Genomic DNA, 23,704 nt, shown 5'->3' with positions numbered 1-23,704 from the left:
CCGGGACCTATGAACACAGGCGGATCGGAATATGTCCCGACAGCACAAGATCCTGAAATATCAGGCGTTCATGGATCCCGGACAAGCGCTGCGCGCTTTCCGGGACGACATGCAAGGAGGGCGGCGGCTCACCCGCGCCATATGCGATAGCCCTGCCTGCGAAGCGGGGCGAAAAGCTCCCGCAGCTCAGGCCTCCGCCATCTCCGCCGCCACCTTCAGCGCCGCCGCATGCGGATCGGGCGCGGCGGTGATCGGCCGGCCGCAGACGATGTGGCTGGCGCCGGCGCGCAGCGCGTCAGCCGGAGTGGCGATGCGGGCCTGGTCGTTCTTCGCCGACCACTCGGGGCGCACGCCCGGCGTGACCACCAGGAAGTCCGGCCCGCCCAGCCTGCGGGCCAGGGCCGCCTCGTGCGGGCTGGCGATCACCCCGTCGGCGCCGGCGGCGATGGCGTGGCGGATGCGCCGCTCGACCAGTTGGCCGGTGGTTTCCGAAAAGCCCATGTCCGCCAGGTCGGCGTCGGTCAGGCTGGTCAGCACCGTCACGCCCAGCACCTTAAGGTCCGAGCCCGCCCTGCCCCGCACCGCGGCGGCCAGCACCTGCGGCTCGGCGTGGACGGTCAGGAAGTCGCAGCCGGCCCCCGCCAGCACGGCGGCCGAACGCTCGACCGTGGCGCCGATGTCGTGGAGCTTCCAGTCGAGGAACACCTGCTTGCCCGCGCCCTTCAGCTCGTGCGCCAGCTCCATGCCCCCGCCGGTGGCGAACAGCTCCAGCCCGACCTTGTAGAAGCTCGCCGCCGCGCCGATGGCCTCGACCAGCCGCCGCGCATCGGCGGTCGTGGGCGTATCCAGCGGAACGATCAGGCGCGGATCGGCGAGGGCCATGCGGGGGTCCTTCCAGGCAGGGGCGCGCCACCCCTGGCGGGTGTCGGCGTGGGCGGCGAATTGGGCTAAGAGCGGTGCATGAGCCAGTGGAACTTCGCCGTCAACTTCTTCGTCGCCCTGTTCGCCCTGATCGATCCGATCGGCAACGTGCCCCTGTTCGCGGCGGCGACGAACGGCGTGAAGAGCCGCGATGCGCGCTGGATCTCGGTCTACATCTCGTTGTTCGTCTTCGGCTTCCTGACCTTCTTCTATTTCTCGGGCCTGTCGCTGCTGGAGTTCTTCGGCATCTCGCTTCCGGCCTTCCGCATCGCCGGCGGGGTGATCCTGTTCCTGCTCGGGCTGGAGATGGCGCGCGACGACTTCACCGCCGCCTTCGCCGGCGCGGCCGACGACGACCTCCCGGCCGGCGAGGGCCGCGCCCACGCCCGCCGCCGCTTCGAGCGGATGATCGTCCCCTTCGCCATGCCCCTGCTGATCGGCCCCGGCGCGATCTCGACCGTGGTGATCTACGCCTCCGAGGCCAAGACCTTCGGCCTGGCGGGCGCGGCGGTGGGGGTCGGCGTCATCGCCGCCCTGTCGCTGGCGGTCATGCTGATCTTCTGGGCCACCCCGCTCATCAGCCGCCTGCTCGGCCGGATCGGCCTGACCATCGTGGTCCGGGTCCTGGGCCTCATCCTCTGCGCCCTGGCCGTGCAGTTCATCCTGGCCGGGATCGCCGAATCCACCGCCGGCGTCATCCTGCGCGAAGCCGCCGCCCCCTACGCGAAGTAGCTATCGGCGCCTTTCTGCAAGATCAGGGTCGAAAACCTGCCGATAGCGCCTCTATCGGCGCCGAAATCCCTGCTTTTCCATCGGCGATCGCCCATCTCGGCAGGTTTGCGCCCCGCCCTGCCGATCAGACCTCGCCCCGGAAACGCGGCCCCTGCGAGGCCATCAGCGCCAGGGCCCAGGTGTCGGGCGCCAGCTTCACGCCCGCGGCGATGGCCTTGTTGGGGAGCCCCGGCACGCAGATCGCCCGGTTGGCCTCGGCCGCCGCATAGCCGGCGGCGGCCACTGCCTCGGCGTCCATCCACATCCACGACGGGGCGCTGCGGCTGATCTGCTCGCGCGTGTCGTTGACGTCGTGAAACTCCGAATAGGTGAAGCCGGGGCAGAGCGCAGTGACGTGCACGCCCTTGCCCAGGGTCTCCAGGTGCAGGCTCTGGCTGGCCTTGATCAGATAGCCCTTCACCGCCCCATAGAGCGTCGCCCCCGGCGATCCGGGGATCAGCCCGGCCAGGGAGGCGACATTGACGATCCGCCCGAACCGCCGCTCGCCCATCCCCGCCAGCACCCGGTAGGCCAGTTCCGTCGGCGCGGTCAGCATGACCCGCAGGAAGGCCTCGTGCGTCTCCCACGGCGACTGAAGAAAGCCGCCCGGCACGCCGTAGCCGGCGTTGTTGACCAGGGCGTCGACCGCCCGGCCCTGCGCCGCCAGGTGCTTCAGGATCATCCCCGGCGCCTGCGGGTCGGCCAGGTCGGCGGGAATGGTCAGGGTCTCGACCCCGAATTTCGCCCGCAACGCCTCGGCCAGTTCGTCCAGCCGCCCGGCCCGGCGCGCGGTCAGGGCGATGTCGTAGCCCTGGCTCGCATAGAGCCGGCAGAAGGCCGCGCCGATCCGGCCGAGGCCCCCGTCACCAGCGCCAATCTGCGGTCCATCTGCGCCCCTTGCCCTGCTCGCGCCCGAAGGTGGCCAAAGCCCAGGCAAGGTCAAGTCGGCGTGAGATCAGGCGGGGCGGCGGCGTGACGCGGGTTCATCGCGATTGTACCGTCGCGAGATTGGGTGTAATCGCGCTCGCCTTTGTGGCGTTTCCGCCGCGCATGGGAGCCTGATGGCGTGTTCCCGGAGAGCTTGAATGGCTGACTCGGCCGGCGTCGCCCCGGAGGCGGCCAAGGAGTCCCATCCTCACCATAAGAAGGACAGCTTCGCGGCCCTGGCCCTGGGCGCGATCGGCGTCGTCTTCGGGGACATCGGGACCAGTCCGCTCTATGCGATGAAGGAGGCCCTGCACCATTCGCGCTCCGGCGGGGCCAGCGAGCTGGCGGTGCTGGGCGTCGTCTCCCTGGTGCTCTGGGCGCTCGTCCTGATCGTCACCATCAAGTACGTCGTCTTCCTGATGCGGGCCGACAACAAGGGCGAAGGCGGCACCCTGGCCCTGATGGCCCTGGCCCAGCGCTACCTGCCCAAGCGCTCCACCGCCGTCTTCTTCCTGGGCGTGATCGGCGCCGCCCTGTTCTACGGCGACGGCATCATCACCCCGGCGATCTCGGTGCTCTCGGCAGTCGAGGGCCTGAAGGACGCGCCGGGCGTCGGCTCGGGCGTCGAGCCCTATCTCGTCCCCATCGCCGCCGGCGTGCTGGTGGCGCTGTTCATGGTCCAGGCCAGGGGCACCCACCGCGTCGCCGCCTTCTTCGGGCCGATCATGGCCCTGTGGTTCCTCACCCTGGGCGGGCTCGGGGTGTTTCACATCGCCGACGACTGGTCGATCCTGCGGGCGCTGAACCCCTATTACGGCGTCCGCTTCCTGGTGAACGACGGCCTGGTCGGCTTCGTCATCCTGGGCAGCGTGTTCCTGGCGGTGACCGGGGCCGAGGCGCTCTACGCCGACATGGGCCATTTCGGCCGCGCGCCGATCCGCGCCTCGTGGCTGGCCTTCGCCCTGCCTTGCCTGGCGCTCAGCTATCTGGGCCAGGGCGCGAACGTGCTGGCCCACTCGGCCGCGCGCTTCAACCCGTTCTGGGAGATGGTGCCCGAGCTCGCCTACTGGCCGGTCTTCGTGCTGGCCACGGCCGCGACCGTCATCGCCAGCCAGGCGGTGATCACCGGCGCCTTTTCCATGACCCAGCAGGCCGTGCAGCTCGGCCTGCTGCCGCGCATCGACATCCGCCGCACCTCCGAGACCCAGGCCGGCCAAATCTACGTGCCCCAGGTGAACACCTATCTGATGATCGGCGTGCTGGTGCTGCTGTTCACCTTCCAGGACTCCTCGTCTCTGGCCGCCGCCTACGGCATCGCCGTCACCGGCGCGATGTTCGTCGACACCCTGCTGTTCTTCGTGATCATCCGCTTCATGTGGAAGCGCCCGGTCTGGCAGGCGGCCCTGGCGGCCAGCGCCTTCGGCGCGCTGGACCTGGTGTTCATCGGCTCGAACCTGCTGAAAATCCCCGACGGCGCCTGGCTGCCGCTGGTGATGGGCGGGGTGCTGGTCCTGATCATGTGGACCTGGACCCGCGGCGCCCAGATCCTGGCCGAGAAGACCCGCCGCGACAGCGTGCCCCTGATCGAGCTCTCCGAAATCCTCAAGGCCCGCGCCCCGCACCGCGCCCCGGGCACGGCGATCTTCCTGACCTCGGACCCGGACATCGCCCCCGTCGCCCTGATGCACAACCTTAAGCACAACAAGGTCCTGCACGAGAAGAACATCATCCTCACCGTGGTCACCGCCGAGACCCCGCGCGTGCGCGACGGGGACCGCATCCGCATCGAGGAGGTCAACGAAGACTTCAAGAAGGTCTTCATCTCCTACGGCTTCATGGAGAGCCCCAACCTGCCCAAGGCGCTGGGCCTCTGCCGCAAGCTGGGGCTGAAGTTCGACATCATGGCCACCAGCTTCTTCCTGGGCCGCCGCTCCATCGTGCCATCGGCTCACTCGGGCATGCCGCTCTGGCAGGATAAGATATTCATCTTCCTGATGAAAAACTCCGCCAACCCCACCGACTTCTACAAGATTCCGCCCGGCCGCGTGGTCGAGCTGGGCACCCAGGTGACGGTCTAGAATGAACCTCCTCAGCATCGCCGCGGACGCCCTCTGGATCCTGGCCCTGTCGATCATGGCCAGCAGCGCCCGCGCGGCCTGGAACCGCATCGACGCCGAAACCCGCCTGCCCCTGGTCGGCGGCTGGCGCGCGCCGCGCAACCTCGCCCTGACCTTGCCGATCCTCGCCGCCGTCGCGGTGGGCCTGATCCTGCTGTGGGGCCATCACCGGGCGCCGGACCTGGCCTACAACGTGATCTTCTTCGGCCTGCGCGCCACCCTCGCCGCGGTGATCGCCATGATCCACCTGCAATGGCTGCGCAAGACGCTGGAGACCCTGGAGGCCGAGGGCTCCTTAAAGCCTTAAGGCAGCGGGATTTCGTAGCTGCGCTTGACCGTCTCCATCGGCACGTCGGTCTTCACGCTCTGGACGCTGGGGATGCGCGTCAGGTGATCGGCCTGAAAGCGCCAGTAGCTGTTGAGGTCGGCGGTGACGATCCGCAGCAGGGCGTCGCATTCGCCGGTGGTCAGGTAGCATTCCACCACCTCGGGAAACCGCCTCACCGCCTCGGCGAACTGGTGGGTGACCTCGGCGTCCTGGGTCTTGAACCAGACCCGCGCGAACACCGTCAGCCCCGCCCCGACCCTGGCCCCGTCGACCACCGCGACATAGCGCTCGATGACCCCAGCCTCCTCCAGCAGCCGCACCCGCCGCAGGCAGGGCGAAGGCGACAGTCCCACCTCCCTGGCCAGGTCGATGTTCTGCATGCGGCCGTCGCGTTGCAGGGCCCGCAGGATGCGTCGGTCGATGGCGTCGATTTTCATTGGCGCCAGGCGCCCTCTATGCTGACGAACATGGAATCTGGCGCCAATATCGCGACGATTGTTGGTGTCTTTGCAATCCAATTGTTTTGATCCTGGCGTAGGGTGCCACCCATGAGCACGAGCAAACCCTCCATCAAGAAAGTCGTCCTGGCCTATTCGGGCGGGCTCGACACCTCGATCATCCTCAAGTGGCTGCAGACCGAATACGGGGCGGAGGTCGTGACCTTCACCGCCGACCTCGGCCAGGGCGAGGAGATCGAACCGGCCCGCGCCAAGGCCATCGCCGCCGGCGTGAAGCCCGAAAACGTCTTCATCGAGGACCTGCGCGAGGAATTCGTGCGCGACTTCGTGTTCCCGATGTTCCGCGCCAACACGGTCTATGAGGGCCAGTACCTGCTCGGCACCTCGATCGCCCGGCCGCTGATCGCCAAGCGCCAGATCGAGATCGCCCGCCAGACCGGCGCCGACGCCGTCAGCCACGGCGCCACCGGCAAGGGCAACGACCAGGTCCGCTTCGAGCTGGGCTACTACGCCCTCGAACCCGACATCCACGTGATCGCCCCCTGGCGCGAATGGGACTTCAAGTCCCGCGAGGCCCTGCTGGACTTCGCCGAGAAGCACCAGATCCAGATCACCAAGGACAAGCGCGGCGAGGCGCCGTTCAGCGTCGACGCCAACCTTCTGCACTCCTCCTCCGAGGGCAAGGTGCTGGAAGACCCGGCGGTCGAGGCCCCCGAGTTCGTCCACATGCGCACCATCTCGCCCGAGGACGCGCCGAACGAACCGACGATCTTCACCATGGACTTCGAGGGCGGCGATCCGGTCGCCATCGACGGCGTGAAGCTTTCGCCCGCCGCCCTGCTGACCAAGCTGAACCAGCTCGGCCACGACAACGGCGTCGGCCGGCTCGACCTGGTCGAAAACCGCTTCGTCGGCATGAAGTCGCGCGGCGTCTACGAGACCCCCGGCGGGACCATCCTGCTGGCCGCGCACCGCGGCATGGAGTCGATCACCCTCGACCGCGGCGCGATGCACCTGAAGGACGAGCTGATGCCGAAATATGCATCGCTCATCTACAACGGCTTCTGGTTCGCCCCCGAGCGCGAGATGCTGCAGGCGGCCATCGACTACAGCCAGAAGAACGTCACCGGCCAGGTGCGGGTGAAGCTCTACAAGGGCAATGTCACGGTCATCGGCCGCACCAGCCCCTATTCGCTGTACGACCAGGAGCTGGTCACCTTCGAAGAAGGCAAGGTCGCCTATGACCACCGTGACGCCGCCGGCTTCATCAAGCTCAACGCCCTGCGCCTGCGCGTCTCGGCCAAGCGCGACCGGCGGGGGTGACCGCTGGGGGCGGAGCGATCGCATATGGGTGTCATCCCGGTTTGCGAAGCAAGACCGGGACCCATGAACACATGCGGTTCAGGGGCCGTCTCGGCGGCGCCAGAGCCTGAAAGCTCAGGTGTTCATGGGTCCCGGACAAGCGCTGCGCGCTTTCCGGGACGACATGCGAAGTGGGTTGCGGCTGCTCATCCGCGCCATATGCCTGCCCCCGTCAGTCAGCCCCGCTGACGGGGAAGGATCGCGGTTTCAGGCCCCGACCCGGTTGTACGGGTACTGATCGCGGATCTCGTAGGCGAAGAACTGGCCTTTGGAGTCCGCGTCCAGAAAACTTCGGTGCACCTCGCCGGGGACGCCGACATAGACGTACTGGTCGCCGTCGTTGAAGGTCACGAACAGCTTCGCGCGCTGCGGATCGTAGGAGATATCGCGGATCGCTTCGGAAAGGACCTGCATGGGCGGGCCTCCAGTGTTCCGTGGATGCCAATGTTCCGTAGGTGTCAGTGAAACGCATCGACCCGCATGGGCGGTTCCCTGCGGGCGCCGGACTGTGCCAAGCTTGGCCCCAAGGCGCGCGAGGCGCCACCGACTTCAGGGGGAAACATGCAACCGCACAGTTATGTGGCGCTGGTCACCGTAGCCGCGCTGCTGGTCTATGTCTGGATGGGAGTTCGGGTCGGCCGGGCCCGCGCCCAAAGCGGCGTCGCCGCCCCGGCCATGACCGGCGATCCGATCCTCGAGCGCCACATCCGGGTCCAGGCCAATACGCTGGAATGGCTGCCGATCTTCCTGGCGGGCCTCTGGCTGTTCGCCATCTACTGGAACGACCTGATCGCCGCGGGCCTGGGCGTGGTCTGGATCGTCGGGCGCATCCTCTATGCGGTCGGCTATGTCGCCGATCCGAAGAAGCGCGAGGCCGGGTTCATGATCCAGATGGCCGCCAGCGCCCTCCTGCTGCTGGGCGCGGCCGGCCGGATCCTCTGGACCCTGGCGATCGTCGGCGCCTAACCAAACAGGATCACCGCCTGCCAGATGGCCAGGCCCGTCACCACCAGGCCGACGATCCAGGTCAGCATCCGCAGGGGCAGGACCTTGGTCATCCAGCCGGCGACCGGGGCGGCGATCACGCCGCCGCCGATCAGCCCCAGCACCGACCACAGGTGATCGGTCAGGCCGTCGGTTTCCCAATGGCCCGACACCAGGGCCGCCAGGAACGCCGCCGAGACCGCCGCGGCCACAAACGCCTCGGCGGCGTTGGTGGTGCCGATCGCCTTGCGCGGGTCCGCGCCCGAGCCCAGCAGGGTGGAGGTGACCACCGGCCCCCAGCCCCCGCCCCCGACCGCATCGAAGAACCCGCCGGTCAGGCCCAGCGGCAGCGGCGACTTCCACGAGAACGGCTTGGGCCGAGCCCCCTTCCAGGCGCGATAGAGGATGACCAGGCCCATCAAACCGAGCCAGCCGACCACGTAGGGCTTGATCGCATCGCCATCGACCGAGGTCAGGATGTAGGTCCCGAGCACGCCCCCGACCACGCCGCCGGTCGACAGCAGGACCAGCAGCCGCCAGTCCACATTGCGGTGAGCGATATGCGAAATGGCCGAGGCCGCGCCGGTGAACACCTTGGCCGCATGCACGCTGGCCGAGGCGTTGGCCGGGGTCACGCCGCCCGCCAGCAGCACCGTGGTCGTCACCACGCCATAGGCCATGCCCAGCGCGCCGTCGACGAGCTGCGCGGCGAAGCCGACGGCGAAATAGAGCCAGAACTCCGGACCCATCGTCCCTCCCGATCCGGCCTGGCAGGTCGCAGAGCTTTCCGAGCGACGCAATGGGGATTACCTCGGGGCGGACTCAGCATTTCTGCACCCCTCCCCTCGCCTCGGGCCGCTCATGAACCTCCCCGTCGATCCGGCCCGCTACGCGACCTTCTTAGGGGTGATGGCGGTGATGGCCGCCACGCCCGGCCCGGCCAATCTGTTCGCCATCGCCACCGGCGCGCAGAAGGGCAAGGGCGCGGCCCTGGTCGGGGTCGTGGGCATGAACAGCGCCACCCTGGTCTGGTTCGGCGCGGCCGCCCTGGGCCTGGGCGCCCTGGTCCTGGCCTTTCCCCAGGTGTTCCACCTGCTGGCCTATGCGGGGGCGGCCTACATCGCCTGGCTGGGTCTGAAGTCGCTGAAGGGCGCGTTCCAGAAGGACGCCGAGCCCGCCGCCGGCGCCTTCCGCCAGGGCCGCTCGGCCTTCCTCGACGGCTTCACGGTGCAGATCGCCAATCCCAAGGCGGTGCTGTTCTTCACCGCCGTCCTGCCGCCGTTCCTCGACCCGGCGCGTCCGCTACCGGCCCAGCTCGCCGCCTTCGCCTGCGCCACCCTGGCGCTCGATGTCGTGGCCATGAGCGCCTATGGCCTGGGCGGCGCGGCCCTGGCCGCCAGGATGAGCGAACCGGGTTTCCGGCGCGGCTTCGCCGTCGCGGTCGGCCTCCTGCTGCTCGCCGCGGCCCTGATGATGGCCCAGAAGGCTGGCGGAGCTTAACAAGCGCAACCATAATTAGGCCCAGGTGTTTCGCCTAAGATCACCCGTCGTCGAGGGACGATGGAACTTCGGATTCTGAAGTCATGTCACGCAAGTCAGCCGCCATCGTCGCCAGCCTCGCCCTAGCGGGCCTGCTGAGCGCCTGCGCCACCGCCACGCCCTATCAGCCGAACCTGCCCGGCCAGGCCGTGTCCGGCGGCTATTCCGAACAGCGGGTCGAGGCCAACCGCTTTCGGGTGAACTTCTCGGGCAACAGCCTCACCTCGCGCGAGACCGTCGAGGGCTATCTGCTGTTCCGCGCCGCCGAGCTGACCGTGCAGGAAGGCTACGACTGGTTCGCCGTCGTCGACCGCAACACCGAGGCGGACCGCCGGACCTATGTCGAGCGCGACCCGCTCTACAGCCCCTGGTACGGCCCGTCCTACGGCTACTGGCGGCCCTACTGGCGCTATTACGGCGGCTTCGGCTGGCGGACCTGGGACCCCTGGTGGGGCGACCCCTTCTGGGCCGACCGCATGGACGTGCGCACCGTCACCAAGTTCGAGGCCAGCGCCGAGATCGTCATGAACCGCGGCGCCAAGCCGGCCGACGACCCGCGCGCCTTCGACGCGCGGGCGGTCATCGCCAATCTCGGCCCGCGGGTGACCCGGCCGGCGAACTGACCGGGCGGGCTTAGCCCGCCAGCGCCTTGCGGACCGCCTCGTCCGTCCAGCCCTCCAGGGCGTCGACGGGGGCGGGGCGGCCGATGGCGTAGCCCTGGACCTCGGCGCAGGCTTCCCCGCGCAGGAATTCGAGCTGCTCGGCGGTCTCGACGCCCTCGGCCGTGACCGGAATCTCCAGGCTGCGGCCCCGCGGTGAGCCGCTCATTCAGAATCATGAATTCGGGATCTTGGTCGCACCGCGACCTCAGGTCGCAGCCTCCAGCCGCCAGACCACGCCGACCTGCATGACGAAGGGCAGGCGCCGCAGGCGCTCGGCCAGATGGTCGCCCGCCTCGCCGCCGACCCCGGCGGCCTCGATGCGGATCGAGGTGCGATCTGAGGCTTCGCGCGCTTCGAGGGCCAGGATGCGCGCGCCGAGCGCTGCGAAGGGCGCCAGCACCCGCAGCAGGGCGTCCGCCTCCGGCGCGGTCTCCAGCAGGAAGGTCCGGTGAGGGCAGGGTGCTGGTTCAGCCATGTTTGAGCCCCCCGCGGCGATAGGCCTGGGCCAGCAGCAGGTGGCCGGCCTCGTCGAAGGCGCGCAGGGCCAGGGTCTGGGGCGCCTCCTCGGTCGCCCAGATCATCTCGCAGGCCGGGGCGGCCGCCGGCCAGGCCAGGTCCAGCGCCTGCTCGACGGCGAACAGCGCCTCCAGCCCGGCGGTGGGGGCGAGCGTCGCCTCCAGCCGCGCCGTGTGGGTCAGCAGCGCCTGCGCCGCCAGGGCGTCGGCGAAGCGTCGGGCGGCGAGGCCCGCGGCGGCTGGATGATCGGGGAGGTCCTGGCAGTCCATCTTTCAGTCCTTTCGAGGTGGAGGACCGACGGCGCGCACAACAAAAAACCCCGCTGCCTGTTCGGGAGCGGGGTTCCTGATCTTGCGATCCGTCGGCTTGGCTAAAGCGCGCGCGTTCGCCCCGTCCCAGAGGTGGGGGTGATAATCATGGTCATGGTGGTTTTCGACGCGCAGGCGGCCGCAGGCGCAGTGCGCGCTCGGCTCGGGCTGGCGGGGTCGAAAACGAAGGTCATGGCCAGCGCCTATACGCCCGCAGCGGCGGCGAATGCAATGCACGAGGAGCCGGAAAAGCAAAAGGGCCGCCCGAAGGCGACCCCTGCTTGGTCCGATTTTCGATTGGAGCGGGCGATGAGATTCGAACTCACGACCCCAACCTTGGCAAGGTTGTGCTCTACCCCTGAGCTACGCCCGCACTCCGAAGCGACTTTGTTTTCCCCGCCGCCCGAAAATCGAGAGCGGGCTTATGGCAGAGCGCCCGCAGGTTGGCAACACCCCTCTCAACCAAATTTTGGACTCTTCAGCCGGCGCTTGTTCACATGGTCCTTCGGGGCCTCGGCGACCTCCTCGGGGAACTCGCCCCGGAAGTAGTAGCGCTGCCAGGCCTCCTTGGTCGCGTCGGGGTCGGCGCGGAAGATGCGCTTGTTGAACTCGCTGCGGTGCTTTTCCCAGGTGTCGTACTGGTCGCGCAGCTCGGGGTTGCGATCCATGCCGCGGATCACCGGCTGGAACTGCGCCATCTCCCGGTCCTTGGTCAGGGTGATGAAGCAGAAGGGCTCGCCCTTCTCGAACCGCACGCGGCCCGGCCGGGTGAAGATCCAGTTCATCGTGAAGGGAAAGGGCAGCCATTCGGTCTCGACCAGGCCGGCCAGCGGCTGGACGCCGTCCTTGACGTGGTTCGGCGGCCCCTGGGCGACCATCGACCAGCCGGGCGGGGTGCGGAACAGATAGCCGGGGTGGAAGGTCACGACGCCGTGGCTGAAATGGCTCTTCACGAAGTTGTGGAAGTCCGGATGCGGCCGGTCGGCGGTCAGGGTGATGTCGTCCTGCATCACCCCGCCGTTCCACTCGGCGGTGAAGGCCATCGGGCAGAGGATCTCCCAGCCGGTGGTGTTGGCCATGGCCAGCGGCAGGCATCGATAGGGGTGGCGCTCGGCGAAGTGGTCCATCCAGGCCCGCTGCGGCCGGCCAGGGACGATTTCAGGCGGCCGCTCGGCGGTCGGATAGCACTCGAGCTCCATGGGTTCCCTCCAGACTGGCTCTATCCCGACTGCTCTAGTCCCCTTGGCGGCCCCCCGCTAGCGGCCAGAGCCCGCCTTCGGCTAAGCAGGCGCCATGAAGACCCGTTCCGACCTGATCGCCTTCTTCGACGCCCACGCCATCGCGCACGACACCACCGATCATCCGGCCGTGTTCCGCGTGGGGGAAGGGGAGGGGATCAAGGACGACATCCCCGGCGCCCACACCAAGAACCTGTTTCTGAAGGACGCCAAGGGCCGGCTGTGGCTGATCTCGGCCCAGGACGACACGGCGATCGACCTGAAGCGCCTGCATACGGTGATCGGCTCGGCGCGGCTGTCGTTCGGATCGGCGGAGCTGATGGAGCAGGCCCTGGGCGTGACGCCCGGCTCGGTCACGGCGTTCGGCCTCATCAACGACGTGGAGCGCCGGCTGACCTTCGTGCTCGACCGGCGGCTGGCGCAGGCCGAGCGGGTCAATTTCCATCCCCTGACCAACACCGCGACCACCGGCGTATCGCGCGAAGGCTTCGCCGCCTTCCTGGCGGCCCTGGGCGTGACGCCCATCGTCGTCGATTTCGCCGCCATGGCGCTGGTCCAGGCGTCCTAAGTCCTCACCGCGCCGTTGAAGCCGGCGCAGGAAGGGACCATTTTAGCGGCCGGGCGCGTTAAGCCCGGGCCTTACCCAAAGTCTGGAAGATCGACATGAGCCTGATCGGCGAAACCCAGCCCCAATCCGCCGACGACCTGATCAAGGACGGCACGGACGCCAGCTTCATCGCCGACGTGATCGAGGCGTCGAAGGAGACGCCGGTCATCGTCGACTTCTGGGCGACCTGGTGCGGTCCCTGCCGCCAGCTCGGCCCGTCCATCAAGAAGAACGTCCTGGCCGCCAAGGGCAAGGTGAAGCTGGTCAAGATCGACATCGACCAGAACCCGCAGTTCGCCGGCCAGCTTCGCGTGCAGTCGATCCCCGCGGTGTTCGCCTTCGTCGGCGGCCGGCCGGTGGACGGCTTCATGGGCGCCTTGCCCGACAGCCAGGTGAAGCAGTTCGTCGACCGCATCGCCGGCCAGGCGCCGGCCAACGCCACGGACGAATTGCTGGCTATGGCCAAGGAGTCGCTGGATGTCGGCGACGTCGGCGGCGCGGCCCAGGCCTACGCCCAGGTGCTGCAGGGCGAACCCGACAATGTGAAGGCCATCGGCGGCCTGGCCCGCTGCTACCTGGCCGGCGGCGACGCCGAGCGGGCGGCCGAGGTCGCCGCCATGGCGCCGGAAGGGGCCAAGGACGCCGATCTCGACAGCGTGCGCGCCGCGCTCGCCCTGGCCGAGGAAGGTCCGAGCGAGGTGAGCGAGTTCGAACAGCGCCTGGCCCGGGACGCAGGCGACCACGAGGCCCGGTTCGAGATCGCCAAGGCCCTGGCCGCCCGCGGCGCCTGGGGCGAGGCGGTCGACCATCTGCTGACGATCATCGAGCGCGAACGCGACTGGAACGAGGACGCCGCCCGCAAACAGCTCCTGACCATCTTCGAGGCGGCGGGCGCCGGATCGGACATCACCCGCGCGGGGCGGCGACGGCTGTCATCCATCCTGTTCTCGTGAAGGGGAGGCGCGTCATGCCGGCCGCCGTATTCCGCAAGGTTTCCGACCTGCCCCAGGTGATCCCGGTGTTTCCCCTCGACGGGGCGCTGCTGCTGCCGGGCGGCGACCTGCCGCTGCAGATCTTCGAGCCGCGCTATCTCAACATGATCGACGACGTCATGGCCGGCGACCGCATGATCGGCATGGTCCAGACGCGCAGCGGCGGCGACCGCACCCGGCCGAACCTGGCCGGCGTCGGCTGCGCCGGACGGGTGACCAGCTTTTCCGAAACCTCCGACGGCCGCTACCTCATCACCCTGACCGGGATCTGTCGGTTCCTCCTGAAGGAAGAGCTGTCGGTCGCCACGCCCTATCGCCAGGTCCGCGCGGCCTTCGACGCCTTCGCCGACGACCTTTCGGACGAAGGCGCGGAGATCGCCGCCTTCGACCGGCGGCGTTTCGCCGGCGCCCTCAAGCGCTATCTGAACCGCCGCGAACTGGACATCGACTGGGAGACGGCCGAGTCCGCGCCCCTGGAAAGCCTGGTCACCAGCCTGGCCATGGGCCTGCCGTTCGACCCGCCAGAGAAGCAGGCGCTGCTGGAGGCGCCCACCATGACCGAGCGCTGCGAGGCCCTGACCGCCCTCCTGGAGATCGACGGGCTCGGCGCGGACGATGACGGGCCGCAATCCATCCAGTAGAAGGGGCCCATGAGCGACGCCCTTGTCCCCCTGTCCCTGACCGCGGAAGTCGATCCGCGGCTGCTGGAAATCCTGGTCTGCCCGATCACCCACGGCCCGCTGGTCTATGACCGCGAGGCCGGCGAACTGATCAGCAACGGCGCCAAGCTGGCCTATCCGATCCGCGACGGCGTGCCGATCATGCTGCCGGAAGAAGCCCGCGTCTTGGATTAGCCTTCGCTGTCGCGCTCGCCCCGCTCGCTACGGGCCGACTGCCGCGCTTCGCGGTCCCTCTGTTCCTGCCAGTAGGCCGCGCCCTCGTCCGGCTTGAACATGGTGCGCGGCGCGCCGTCCTTGGTGGCGACCGCGAAGACATTGCCCTTCGGATCGTAGAGCAGCACGTCGCCGTTGCGGCGGGTCAGCCGCTCGGTCCCGCGCGGCGGATTCGCCACGAAGGCGTGGGTCTTGCGGATGAACTCGTCCAGGGTCCTGGCCCCGAACGCCTCGCCGTTGCGATCGAAGGCGCGCTGGGCGTTCTCCTCGGCCGTGCCCCGGCGACTGGACGACCAGATCGGCCGCCCGTCCAGTTCGCGCACCGGCGCTTCGTTGCGTCCGGCCTCGGCGGTGCGGGCGGGCGCGGCCTCGCGCAGGCCCTGCACGGGCGCCTGATCGGGCGTCTTGTCGGCCACCGCCGAGGGCCGCTCGCAGGCGGCGACCAGCACGAGGGCGAGGCCCAGGCTCAACACATGTCTGTACTGCAGCGCCACTTGGGTTCTCCTTGCGCGGGCAGGTTGCAGAACAAATTAAGAACAGAAATCGGTGCTTGTCCAGAGCCTAGCTTGCAAGGCCAAAGGGCTCTATGACGAGCGGCCGGAACGGAGGGTGGAAAAGCCTTGTCGGACAAGCGAATTCTCCTGATCGTCGGCGGCGGGATCGCCGCCTACAAGTCGCTCGAACTGGTGCGGCTGCTGCGCAAGGCCGGCGTCGGGGTCCGGCCGATCCTGACCCACGCAGGGGCGGAGTTCGTAACCCCGCTGTCGCTCTCGGCCCTCTGCGAGGACAAGGTCTATTCCGAGCTCTTCTCCCTGACCGACGAGGCGGAGATGGGCCATATCGAGCTGTCGCGCTCGGCCGACCTGGTTGTGGTCGCACCGGCCACCGCCGACCTGATGGCCAAGGCGGCGCACGGCCTGGCCGGGGACCTCGCCGCCACCACCCTGCTCGCCACCGACAAGCCGGTGCTGATGGCCCCGGCGATGAACGTGCGCATGTGGGAGCATCCGGCCACGCGCCGCAACCTGGCGACCCTGAAGGCCGACGGCGTGCGGTTCGTCGGGCCGGACGAGGGGGCCATGGCCTGCGGCGAGTTCGGGTTCGGGCGCATGGCCGAGCCGGCGGCGATCTTCGAGGCGATCATGGCGGCCCTAGAAGGCCCGGCCGCGCGGCCGCTGGCCGGCAAGCGCGCCATCGTCACCGCCGGCCCGACCGCCGAGCCGATCGACCCGGTGCGGTTGCTGACCAACCGCTCCAGCGGCAAGCAGGGCTTTTCCATCGCCAAGGCCCTGGCGGACCTCGGCGCGGAGGTGACGCTGGTCGCCGGCCCTGTCGCCGTGCCGACGCCCGCCGGGGTGAAGCGGGTCGACATCGAGACCGCGCGCGAGATGCTGGCCGCCTGCGAGGCGGCCCTGCCCGCCGACATCGCCGTCTGCGTGGCGGCGGTCTCCGACTGGCGGCCCGAAACGGCGGCCGGCTCGAAGATGAAGAAGGGCGCTGGCGGACCCCCGACCATCTCCCTGGTCGAGAACCCCGACATCCTGGCCACCCTGTCGCGCAGCGCCCAGCGTCCGCGACTGGTGGTCGGCTTCGCGGCCGAGACTGACGACGTGGAAGCCTACGCCCAGGCCAAGCTGGCCCGGAAGGGCTGCGACTGGATCGTCGCCAACGACGTCAGCATCGCCGGCACCATGGGCGGCGACGACAATGCGGTCAGCATCGTCACCGCCGGCGGCGTCGAACGCTGGGACCGCACGGCCAAGTCCGAAGTCGCCCGCAAGCTGGCCCTGCGCATGGCCCAGGCCCTGGCCTGACCTTCCACCCGGTCACGTTATTGCGGACCGCCCGGAGCGGGCGTCGCGGGTGCGGCGGCCCCTGTCAGGGCCGCTGATTCGGCGATCGGCGTCTTGAGTTCGCCGGCCGCCCAGAAGCCCTGTCGCAACAGCCTGCCGCTCGCATCGTATTCGGCGCCCAGGCCGGTCAGCTTCTCCGAGAAGAACTCGCCGATCTGCTGGCGACCGTCCCTGAGGATCATCACGCCCGATTGCTGCTGGCCCTTCAAGGTGCTGACGGCGAATTCGGCATAGGGCGGCTCGGTGCTGTTCGTGAAGACACCCAACGCCGTGCGCCCGGCAGCGAACCTGCCCGCGTAAACCCAGCCCTGGGCTGCGGTCAGCACACCGAGGCCCTCTCGCTGGAACTTGTCCATCTCACCTTCGTAGACTGTCCCTTTGACCAGCCGGTTCACACCAAGGCCAGTCACGAAACGGCCATCGAATTGTCCTGCGACCGTTTCGCCGTCCTCGTAGGTGCGAACGCCGGGTCCAGCGGGCGCCTCCTTCACGCCACCGCCGGCGTGGCGATACTTCACCCTCGCCGCCGTCAGGCCGTTCCAGGCCGAATAGCCGGCTTCCTTCTTCTCGCCGCGCTGCGCGGCGTCCTGCGCGACCACGGCGGCCGCGCGCGCCTGGGCGGCCATGGCCTTGCCTTCCTCCGCCGCAGTGTGCGCCTGAGCGGCGTAGCCCTTCCCACGGTCCAGTGCGGCTTGAAGCGCGGCCTTGAGCTCGGACGACTGGCCGCCGCCCTGTGCGGCCGGCGCGGGCGGGGCCTGCACCGGCAGGGCGGCGATCTCGATGTTCAAATCGGTCGTCGCACCGCCGCGCCAGACCTTCACCGGTGCGACGAAGCCAGGCCGCATGCGGCCGACGATCGTGATGACATCGACGGCCCGGTCGACCCGCTGGCCGGCGATCTCAGTGACCACGTCCATGCGTTTGAGGCCGCCGATCTCGGCCTTCCCGCCGGCCTCGACGGCCATCACCAGCGCGCCGGCGGCCGGATCCAACCGGACGATGGCTGCGGCCTGCGGGCCGAGGTCCTCGAACGCCGCGCCGAGAGCCGAAACGGTTTTGGCCGGGGCGGGCGCTGCTGCGACCGCGGGCGGCGGCGGGGCGGCCGCCACGTCCGCGGGGCGCCAGTCGATGCGCACCACGCTCCGGGTGACCTTGATGCCGCCGGCGCCCGTATAGCCGACGTAGGAGGTCCCGGTGAGGGTGGCCAACGCCGACTGGACCGCAGCGTCGGACGCCTTGATCCCGCAGGAGACCGTGCCGCCGCCCTGGCCGCGCGAAGCCATGTGCTGGCCGAACGCCGCTTCGTAAACCGCGTCGTGAGACTGTTGCGCGATCGGGGATCGGAAGGTGGCCACGTAGATCGTCGATTGAGCGGTACGGCGCAGCCCGGGGCCGAGGAGGCCCATGGTCATGCCGATCCCGTCGGGGCCGGCCACTTCCGACGCGCACATCCAGATGGCGTCGCTGGCCTGGGCCGCGGCCTGCCCCCCGGACAGCCCTGCCAGCAGCGCGGCTCCCGCCACGATCGTTCGCCGTTTCACGCGCATTCCCCCGAACACCCTCGACCGTAGACCACGCGCCGAAAGGCGATGGTGATCCAAGCCTCGAGGAACGTGGTTTCCGCGTACCGCCTTCGTGTGGATGACCGGTTAAGCTAGGCCGAGCCGCCTCGCCGGGCCTTGAGCTGGCCCAGCAACAGCACGGTGCGGCGCACGAGATCGCAGGCGCTCATATGCAGGGCGTCGAGCGCCGGCGGCGGGCCGGCGGGCGGGGCGTTGCAGACCTCCACCCCCATGCGGCGCAGACTGGCGTAGGCGAGGTCCTCCAGCAGAGCCTGGCGGCGCTGGGCCAGATCGGCCGCCTCGCGGGCCAGCGTGCAGGTCTTGCCGGCCAGGGGCGCGAACGCCGGATTGGCCGGCACCGCGCGCGCCAGCGCTTCGGCCCGCGCCGAAGCCTCGCCCTCGGCGTCGATCCCCACCGTTTCGGCGCAGCGTCCGAAGAACAGCTCGAGGAACGCCCAGGTCTCGGTGAAGGCGCCCAGAGCGTGATAGTCGGTCGCAGGCCCCGGGGCCGCATGCGCGGCGGCCCCGCCGGCGCCCCGGCGAAGCTCAACCGCGCTCATGGAGCCTCGCTACTTCTGGGTGGCGAGATAGGCGACGATCGCTGAGCGCTGGGCCGGATTGGCCGCCCCGATCATCATCTTGGTTCCCGGAACGGCCGCCGTCGGTTTGGCCAGATAGGCCTCCAGCTTGCCTGCGTCCCAGGTGACGCCATAGGCCTTCATGGCGCCCGAATAGGCGTAGCCGGGCAGGGTCCCGGCCTTGCGCCCGACCACGCCCTTCAGCGGGGGACCCATCTTGCCCGGCGCCGGGGCGATCGAGTGGCACACGCCGCATTGCTGTTTGAAGAGCGTCTCGCCGTTTGGCGCCTGGGCGAGGGCCGGCGTCGCCAGGACGGCGGCGGCGCAGGCGCCCAGGGCGATGGACCGAGCGATGAATCGCGGCATGAAGTTCCTCCTCTTCAAGCGAGGCTATGAACTCCGACATGACGCGTTCGTGAACAAGAGACTCTTTGAACAGAGTTTGCACTCGAACCACCTCCGGTCCCGGCTGCCGACTCCCAAGACGCGCGGCCTGCACAAACCCTCACCGTGGCCTCCGGGCGATTGGCGTTCACCCGCGCCTCGCGCTATGTCGAAACCGACATGCAGATGCCGCCGCCCGATGCCGCCTTGCTGGCCCGCCGCCCGGAGTTCGTCTCCGCCCTGCGCGCCATCGTTCCCGGCGAAGGGGTAATCGACGACGACGCCGAACTGGCCGCCTACGAGTGCGACGGCCTGACCGCCTATCGCCAGCGGCCGATGATCGTGGTCCTGCCCGAGACCGTCGAGCAGGTGAGCCGGGTGCTGGCCTATTGCCATCGCGAGGGGCTGAAGGTGGTGCCGCGGGGGGCCGGCACCTCCCTCTCGGGCGGCTCGCTGCCGCTGGCCGACGGCATCATCCTCGGCATGGGCAAGTTCAACCGCGTGCTGCAGGTGGACTACGACAACCGCTGCGCGGTGGTGCAGCCGGGGGTCACCAACCTGGCCGTCACCCAGGCAGTGGCGCAGCGCGGCTTCTATTACGCCCCCGATCCCTCCAGCCAGATCGCCTGCTCCATCGGCGGCAATGTCGCGGAGAACTCCGGCGGGGTACACTGCCTGAAATACGGCATGACCACCAACAACCTGCTGGGGGTCGAGATGGTGCTGATCGACGGCACGGTGCTGCGGCTGGGCGGCAAGCACCTCGACCCGGAGGGCCTGGACCTGCTGGGCGTGGTCTGCGGTTCCGAAGGGCTGCTGGGCGTGGTGACCGAGGTCACGGTCCGCATCCTGCAGGCGCCGGAGACCCAGCGCGCCCTGCTGATGGGCTTTGCCGAGGTCGAGGCGGCGGGCGCTTGCGTGGCCGCGGTGATCGCCGCGGGGATCATTCCGGCCGGCATGGAGATGATGGACCGGCTGGCCATCGCCGCGGCCGAGGCCTTCGTGAAGGTCGGCTATCCGCTCGATGTCGAGGCGCTGCTGATCGTCGAGTTGGACGGGCCGCCGGCCGAGGTCGACCACCTGATCGAGGTGGTGCGCGAGATCGGCGACCGCTGCGGGGCGAGCTATCTGCGCATCTCGACCAACGAGGCCGAGCGCATAGGCTTCTGGGCTGGACGCAAGGCGGCGTTCCCGGCGGTGGGGCGGATCTCGGCCGACTACTACTGCATGGACGGCACCATTCCGCGCGCGGCCCTGCCAAGGGTCCTGACCCGGATGAACGAGCTGTCGCAGGCTTGCGGCCTGCGCATCGCCAATGTCTTCCATGCCGGCGACGGCAACCTGCACCCGCTGATCCTCTACGACGCCGACAAGCCCGGCGAGCTGGACCTGGCCGAAAAGCTGGGCGCGGACATCCTCACCCTCTGCGTCGAGGTCGGCGGCGTGCTGACCGGCGAGCATGGGGTGGGCGTGGAGAAGCGCGACCTGATGGAGGTGCAGTTCGGCCCCGCCGACCTCGACCAGCAGCAGCGGCTGAAATGCGCCTTCGACGAGGGCGGCCTGCTCAATCCGGGCAAGGTGTTTCCCAAGCTCTGCCGCTGCGCCGAACTCGGCCGCGTCCATATCCATGGCGGCCAGCTCCGCTTCCCCGAGCTGGAGCGGTTCTGAGATGGGCCAGACCTGGAGCCCGGCCGACGCCGACCAGACGGTCGAGGCGGTGAAGGACGCCCTGGCGGGGGGCCGCACGCTCGAACTGCTGGGCCGCGGAACGCGCCGGGCCTTCGGGCGGCCGGTGGCGGCCGACGCGGTGCTGGACCTCTCGGCCCTGGCCGGCGTCGTCGCCTATCAGCCGGAGGAGCTGATCCTGGTCGTGCGGCCGGGAACGCCGATGGCCGAGATCGCCCAGCTCTTGGCCGCGAACGGCCAGTGCCTCGCCTTTGAGCCGCCGGACTTCGGCCCGCTCTGGGGCCTGCCGGCCCAGGGCGGGAGCATCGGCGGGGCGGTGATGACCGGCCGCGGCGGCCCGCGCCGCCTGACCGCCGGAGGCCCGCGCGACCACAGCCTGGGGGTCAAGGGCGTCAACGGCTTCGGGGAGGCCTTCGCGGCGGGCGGCCGGGTGGTCAAGAACGTCACCGGCTTCGACCTGCCCAAACTGACGGCGGGCAGTTTCGGCACGCTGTTCGCGGTCACCGAGCTGACCCTGAAGGTGCTGCCCGCGCCGCCGACCTCGCAGACCCTTTCGATCGGCGGCCTGTCGGACCAGGCGGCGATGACGGCGATGGCCAAGGCCATGGGCTGCCCGGCCCAGGTCTCCTCGGCCGCGCACCTACCGGCCGACATCGCATGCGGCTCGGCGGTTCCCGAAGTCGCAGGAGCGGGGGCCAGCGCGACCCTGCTGCGGGTCGAGGGCGTCAAACCTTCGATGAGCGCACGGATCGCGCACCTCGCCGACCTGCTGGCCGGGCTGGGGCCGCTGACTGTGCTGGACCACGAGGCGTCCGGCGCGGTCTGGTCGGAGATCGCCGACGCCCGGCTGCTGGCCGGCGGCGAGACCCAGGTCTGGAAGCTCTCGGTCCCCCCGACCCTGGGCGCGGAGATCGGGCGCAGCCTGGCCGGCGACCTGGGCGGCCGCTGCGTCTACGACTGGGCCGGCGGCGGCGTCTGGCTGGAGGCGCCGGCCGTCCCCGACGCCCACGCCCCGCAGGTGCGGGCCGTGCTGGCGAAGGTCGCCGGCGCCGATGGCCATGCGACCCTGATGCGGGCCAGCCAAGAGGTGCGGGCCTGCACCCCGCCGTTCCAGCCGCCGTCGCCCGCCGTCGCCGCCCTCAGCGAGCGGGTGCGCCGCCAATTCGATCCGCAGGGGATCTTCAACCCTGGCCGGATGCAGCCCTGATGCAGACCAATTTCCGCCCCGAGCAACTGGACGACCCCCAGGTCGCCACGTCCGAGAAGATCATCCGCACCTGCGTCCACTGCGGCTTCTGCACCGCGACCTGCCCGACCTACCTGCTGCTGGGCGACGAGCTCGACAGCCCACGGGGGCGCATCTACCTGATGAAGGAGATGCTGGAGGCGGGCGGCCCCCCTTCGCCCAAAACGGTCAAGCACGTGGACCGCTGCCTCTCCTGCCTCTCCTGCGCCACCACCTGCCCGTCGGGCGTGGACTACATGCACCTGGTCGATCACGCCCGCGCGCATATCGAGCAGCACCATGTCCGTCCGTGGCCGGAGCGTTTGCTGCGCGGCCTGCTGGCCTGGCTGCTGCCGAACCGGGCCGCGTTCCGGCTGGCCCTGCGCGCCGCGCAGGTCGGCCGCCCGCTGCGGGGCCTGCTGCCTGGGCGGCTGAAGACCATGGCGCAGATGGCGCCAGCCCGCCTGCCGCCGCCCGACCCGGCCGAAAAGCCGCAGGTGTTCGAGGCTCAGGGCCCGCGCCGGATGCGGGTGGCCATGCTGGCCGGCTGCGCCCAGCCGGTGCTGGCGCCGCAGATCAACGCCGCGGCGATCCGCCTGCTGACCCGGTTGGGGGTCGAGGTCGTGGTGGCGGACGGCTCGGGCTGTTGCGGAGCCTTGCCGCACCACATGGGCAAGACCGAGCGCTCGCACGCGCTCGCCGCCGCCAACATCGCCGCCTGGACCCGCGAGATCGAAGGCGAGGGGCTGGACGCGATCATCGTCACCGCCTCGGGCTGCGGTACGAGCGTGAAGGACTACGGCGTCCTCTTCCAGCAGTCGCCCGAATGGGCCGGCAAGGCCGCGCGCGTCGCCGGCCTGGCCAAGGATGTTTCCGAGGTTCTCGAAGCGCTTGGCCCCATCGAGGCCGCGGCCCCCCGGCCCCTGAAGGTCGCCTACCACTCGGCCTGCTCGCTGCAGCACGGCCAGAAGATCGGCCATGTTCCGAAGACCCTGCTGCAATCGGCGGGCTTTGCGGTGGCCGAGCCGATGGAGGCGCATATCTGCTGCGGCTCGGCCGGAACCTACAACCTGCTGCAGCCGGAGCTGGCCGGACGCCTGCGCGAGCGCAAGGTCGGCAATCTCGAAGCGACGGCCCCCGACGTCATCGCCGCCGGCAATATCGGCTGCCTGACCCAGATCGCCGGCGGGGCGCGCGTCCCGGTCGTCCATACGGTCGAGCTGCTCGACTGGGCGAGCGGCGGGCCCGAGCCAGCCGCACTCCGCCGAAACTAGACTCCGGTCGAACCGTGGCCGCCGGCTCCGCGAACAGTGTCGTCCAGCTCCTCGACCTCGACCAGCTCCCATTGCGGGGCGGCGGCGATGATCCCCTGGGCGATGCGGTCGCCGCGGCGGACGTGGAAGTCCTCGGCGCCCAGATTGATCAGGCAGATCATGATCTCGCCGCGATAGTCGCAGTCGACCGTGCCGGGCGCATTGACGATGGAAATCCCGTTCTTGACCGCCAGGCCTGAACGCGGCCGCACCTGCAGCTCGTAGCCTGTCGGCAGGGCGACGGCGAAGCCGGTCGGGATCACCTTGCGCGCGCCCGGCGCGATGGTCACCGTCTCGCCCTCGGGCGTGGCGGCGCGGAAGTCGAACCCGGCGGCCCCGGCGGTGGCGTAGGCCGGCAGCGGCAGGTCGCGATTGCCCTCCCAGCGCTTGAACCTGGCGGTCATGGTCATGCGGGCTCGCCCCTGTCTTGGAAGTGTGGGGCGGGAATGCCAGAGGCGGCGGAACGGCTCAAGGCGCTTT

General features: G+C 69.6%; 27 protein-coding genes, 1 tRNA gene and 2 pseudogenes. 15 read left to right on the top strand and 15 right to left on the bottom strand.

What is annotated here, in order from left to right:
• Positions 1-186: 186 nt before the first annotated feature.
• Positions 187-882, bottom strand: coding sequence for an orotidine-5'-phosphate decarboxylase (pyrF, locus tag ACE3TL_RS04625; protein ID WP_374577552.1), 696 nt, complete (start codon positions 880-882; stop codon positions 187-189).
• Positions 883-960: 78 nt separating this feature from the next.
• On the opposite strand from pyrF, the gene ACE3TL_RS04620 reads away from it, so the two are divergent.
• Complete coding sequence (locus ACE3TL_RS04620) at positions 961-1,653, top strand: MarC family protein (protein WP_374577551.1); 693 nt, start codon at positions 961-963, stop codon at positions 1,651-1,653.
• A gap of 124 nt (positions 1,654-1,777) precedes the next feature.
• On the opposite strand, the pseudogene ACE3TL_RS04615 reads toward ACE3TL_RS04620, so the two are convergent.
• A pseudogene (locus ACE3TL_RS04615) lies at positions 1,778-2,580 on the bottom strand (SDR family NAD(P)-dependent oxidoreductase).
• A gap of 197 nt (positions 2,581-2,777) precedes the next feature.
• Between ACE3TL_RS04615 and ACE3TL_RS04610 the strand changes: the two are divergent.
• Together ACE3TL_RS04610 and ACE3TL_RS04605 are read left to right on the top strand one after the other, a co-directional pair.
• Positions 2,778-4,697, top strand: a complete 1,920-nt coding sequence (locus ACE3TL_RS04610) for a potassium transporter Kup (RefSeq protein ID WP_374577550.1) — start codon at positions 2,778-2,780, stop codon at positions 4,695-4,697.
• A 1-nt stretch (position 4,698) separates the two neighbouring features.
• Positions 4,699-5,043 carry a hypothetical protein gene (locus tag ACE3TL_RS04605; protein ID WP_374577549.1) on the top strand — a complete coding sequence of 115 codons (345 nt, stop codon included), beginning with the start codon at positions 4,699-4,701 and terminating at the stop codon, positions 5,041-5,043.
• Here ACE3TL_RS04605 and ACE3TL_RS04600 read toward each other — a convergent pair.
• A complete protein-coding gene (locus ACE3TL_RS04600; protein WP_374577548.1) occupies positions 5,040-5,501 on the bottom strand; it encodes an Lrp/AsnC family transcriptional regulator in 462 nt (153 codons plus the stop codon). The two genes, ACE3TL_RS04605 and ACE3TL_RS04600, sit on opposite strands and share 4 nt — an antisense overlap.
• A 111-nt stretch (positions 5,502-5,612) precedes the next feature.
• Here ACE3TL_RS04600 and ACE3TL_RS04595 point away from each other — a divergent pair, with 111 nt between their 5' ends.
• Entirely contained in the window at positions 5,613-6,845 is a 1,233-nt protein-coding gene (locus ACE3TL_RS04595) for an argininosuccinate synthase (RefSeq protein WP_374577547.1), read from the top strand.
• A 246-nt stretch (positions 6,846-7,091) separates the two neighbouring features.
• Here ACE3TL_RS04595 and ACE3TL_RS04590 read toward each other — a convergent pair whose 3' ends face one another.
• Entirely contained in the window at positions 7,092-7,298 is a 207-nt protein-coding gene (locus tag ACE3TL_RS04590) for a KTSC domain-containing protein (protein ID WP_374577546.1), read from the bottom strand.
• A 147-nt stretch (positions 7,299-7,445) separates the two neighbouring features.
• On the opposite strand from ACE3TL_RS04590, the gene ACE3TL_RS04585 reads away from it, so the two are divergent.
• A complete protein-coding gene (locus tag ACE3TL_RS04585) occupies positions 7,446-7,850 on the top strand; it encodes an MAPEG family protein (protein ID WP_374577545.1) in 405 nt (134 codons plus the stop codon).
• On the opposite strand, the gene ACE3TL_RS04580 is transcribed toward ACE3TL_RS04585, so the two are convergent.
• Positions 7,847-8,617 carry a sulfite exporter TauE/SafE family protein gene (locus ACE3TL_RS04580; protein ID WP_374577544.1) on the bottom strand — a complete coding sequence of 257 codons (771 nt, stop codon included), beginning with the start codon at positions 8,615-8,617 and terminating at the stop codon, positions 7,847-7,849. The genes ACE3TL_RS04585 and ACE3TL_RS04580 overlap by 4 nt on opposite strands.
• Positions 8,618-8,729: 112 nt before the next feature.
• On the opposite strand from ACE3TL_RS04580, the gene ACE3TL_RS04575 reads away from it, so the two are divergent.
• Positions 8,730-9,368, top strand: coding sequence for a LysE family translocator (locus tag ACE3TL_RS04575; RefSeq protein WP_374577543.1), 639 nt, complete (start codon positions 8,730-8,732; stop codon positions 9,366-9,368).
• An 83-nt stretch (positions 9,369-9,451) separates the two neighbouring features.
• The gene (locus ACE3TL_RS04570) at positions 9,452-10,030 is read left to right on the top strand and encodes a hypothetical protein (RefSeq protein WP_374533032.1); all 579 of its coding nucleotides are present in this window, start codon (positions 9,452-9,454) and stop codon (positions 10,028-10,030) included.
• A 10-nt stretch (positions 10,031-10,040) separates the two neighbouring features.
• Here ACE3TL_RS04570 and ACE3TL_RS04565 read toward each other — a convergent pair.
• The 5 genes and pseudogenes from ACE3TL_RS04565 to ACE3TL_RS04545 form a co-directional block, all read right to left on the bottom strand.
• Positions 10,041-10,217 (bottom strand): annotated as a pseudogene (locus tag ACE3TL_RS04565) (EAL domain-containing protein); the annotation flags it as partial.
• Between the two features lie 57 nt (positions 10,218-10,274).
• The gene (locus ACE3TL_RS04560; RefSeq protein WP_374577542.1) at positions 10,275-10,544 is read right to left on the bottom strand and encodes a hypothetical protein; all 270 of its coding nucleotides are present in this window, start codon (positions 10,542-10,544) and stop codon (positions 10,275-10,277) included.
• On the bottom strand, positions 10,537-10,854 hold the full coding sequence (locus ACE3TL_RS04555; RefSeq protein ID WP_374577541.1) for a hypothetical protein: 318 nt from the start codon (positions 10,852-10,854) through the stop codon (positions 10,537-10,539). Before ACE3TL_RS04555 ends, ACE3TL_RS04560 begins: the two co-directional genes overlap by 8 nt.
• A gap of 337 nt (positions 10,855-11,191) precedes the next feature.
• Positions 11,192-11,266, bottom strand: a tRNA-Gly gene (locus tag ACE3TL_RS04550).
• A gap of 85 nt (positions 11,267-11,351) precedes the next feature.
• Positions 11,352-12,092, bottom strand: a complete 741-nt coding sequence (locus ACE3TL_RS04545; RefSeq protein WP_374533036.1) for a DUF6065 family protein — start codon at positions 12,090-12,092, stop codon at positions 11,352-11,354.
• Between the two features lie 94 nt (positions 12,093-12,186).
• Here ACE3TL_RS04545 and ACE3TL_RS04540 point away from each other — a divergent pair, with 94 nt between their 5' ends.
• From ACE3TL_RS04540 to ACE3TL_RS04525, 4 genes are all read left to right on the top strand, one after another.
• Entirely contained in the window at positions 12,187-12,699 is a 513-nt protein-coding gene (locus ACE3TL_RS04540; protein ID WP_374577540.1) for a prolyl-tRNA synthetase associated domain-containing protein, read from the top strand.
• 95 nt (positions 12,700-12,794) lie between these two features.
• Positions 12,795-13,691, top strand: coding sequence for a tetratricopeptide repeat protein (locus ACE3TL_RS04535; protein ID WP_374577539.1), 897 nt, complete (start codon positions 12,795-12,797; stop codon positions 13,689-13,691).
• A gap of 14 nt (positions 13,692-13,705) precedes the next feature.
• Positions 13,706-14,371 carry an LON peptidase substrate-binding domain-containing protein gene (locus tag ACE3TL_RS04530; RefSeq protein ID WP_374577538.1) on the top strand — a complete coding sequence of 222 codons (666 nt, stop codon included), beginning with the start codon at positions 13,706-13,708 and terminating at the stop codon, positions 14,369-14,371.
• Between the two features lie 9 nt (positions 14,372-14,380).
• The gene (locus ACE3TL_RS04525) at positions 14,381-14,584 is read left to right on the top strand and encodes a Trm112 family protein (RefSeq protein ID WP_374577537.1); all 204 of its coding nucleotides are present in this window, start codon (positions 14,381-14,383) and stop codon (positions 14,582-14,584) included.
• On the opposite strand, the gene ACE3TL_RS04520 is transcribed toward ACE3TL_RS04525, so the two are convergent.
• Positions 14,581-15,117, bottom strand: coding sequence for a hypothetical protein (locus ACE3TL_RS04520; RefSeq protein WP_374577536.1), 537 nt, complete (start codon positions 15,115-15,117; stop codon positions 14,581-14,583). The genes ACE3TL_RS04525 and ACE3TL_RS04520 overlap by 4 nt on opposite strands.
• A gap of 126 nt (positions 15,118-15,243) precedes the next feature.
• On the opposite strand from ACE3TL_RS04520, the gene coaBC reads away from it, so the two are divergent.
• On the top strand, positions 15,244-16,437 hold the full coding sequence (gene coaBC / locus ACE3TL_RS04515; RefSeq protein ID WP_374577535.1) for a bifunctional phosphopantothenoylcysteine decarboxylase/phosphopantothenate--cysteine ligase CoaBC: 1,194 nt from the start codon (positions 15,244-15,246) through the stop codon (positions 16,435-16,437).
• A 17-nt stretch (positions 16,438-16,454) separates the two neighbouring features.
• On the opposite strand, the gene ACE3TL_RS04510 is transcribed toward coaBC, so the two are convergent.
• The 3 genes from ACE3TL_RS04510 to ACE3TL_RS04500 all read right to left on the bottom strand — a co-directional run bounded on the left by ACE3TL_RS04510 (position 16,455) and on the right by ACE3TL_RS04500 (position 18,982).
• On the bottom strand, positions 16,455-18,017 hold the full coding sequence (locus ACE3TL_RS04510; protein WP_374577534.1) for a hypothetical protein: 1,563 nt from the start codon (positions 18,015-18,017) through the stop codon (positions 16,455-16,457).
• Positions 18,018-18,130: 113 nt separating this feature from the next.
• The gene (locus tag ACE3TL_RS04505) at positions 18,131-18,598 is read right to left on the bottom strand and encodes a hypothetical protein (RefSeq protein ID WP_374577533.1); all 468 of its coding nucleotides are present in this window, start codon (positions 18,596-18,598) and stop codon (positions 18,131-18,133) included.
• A gap of 9 nt (positions 18,599-18,607) precedes the next feature.
• Positions 18,608-18,982: a cytochrome c family protein gene (locus tag ACE3TL_RS04500; RefSeq protein WP_374577532.1), complete on the bottom strand. Its 375-nt coding sequence runs from the start codon at positions 18,980-18,982 to the stop codon at positions 18,608-18,610.
• A gap of 159 nt (positions 18,983-19,141) precedes the next feature.
• On the opposite strand from ACE3TL_RS04500, the gene ACE3TL_RS04495 reads away from it, so the two are divergent.
• From ACE3TL_RS04495 to glcF, 3 genes are read left to right on the top strand one after another with little or no spacing between them, the layout of a single operon-like run.
• Positions 19,142-20,668, top strand: a complete 1,527-nt coding sequence (locus ACE3TL_RS04495; RefSeq protein ID WP_374577531.1) for an FAD-linked oxidase C-terminal domain-containing protein — start codon at positions 19,142-19,144, stop codon at positions 20,666-20,668.
• Position 20,669: 1 nt separating this feature from the next.
• Complete coding sequence (locus tag ACE3TL_RS04490) at positions 20,670-21,893, top strand: FAD-binding protein (RefSeq protein WP_374577530.1); 1,224 nt, start codon at positions 20,670-20,672, stop codon at positions 21,891-21,893.
• On the top strand, positions 21,893-23,185 hold the full coding sequence (gene glcF, locus ACE3TL_RS04485) for a glycolate oxidase subunit GlcF (protein WP_374577529.1): 1,293 nt from the start codon (positions 21,893-21,895) through the stop codon (positions 23,183-23,185). Before ACE3TL_RS04490 ends, glcF begins: the two co-directional genes overlap by 1 nt.
• Here glcF and dut read toward each other — a convergent pair.
• Complete coding sequence (gene dut, locus ACE3TL_RS04480) at positions 23,182-23,634, bottom strand: dUTP diphosphatase (RefSeq protein WP_374577528.1); 453 nt, start codon at positions 23,632-23,634, stop codon at positions 23,182-23,184. The genes glcF and dut overlap by 4 nt on opposite strands.
• Positions 23,635-23,704: the final 70 nt, after the last annotated feature.

Source organism: Phenylobacterium sp. (assembly GCF_041920015.1).
Classification (GTDB): domain Bacteria; phylum Pseudomonadota; class Alphaproteobacteria; order Caulobacterales; family Caulobacteraceae; genus Phenylobacterium.
The sequence above is the reverse complement of the archived record's forward strand: the minus strand, read 5'-3'. Positions and strand labels throughout refer to the sequence as shown.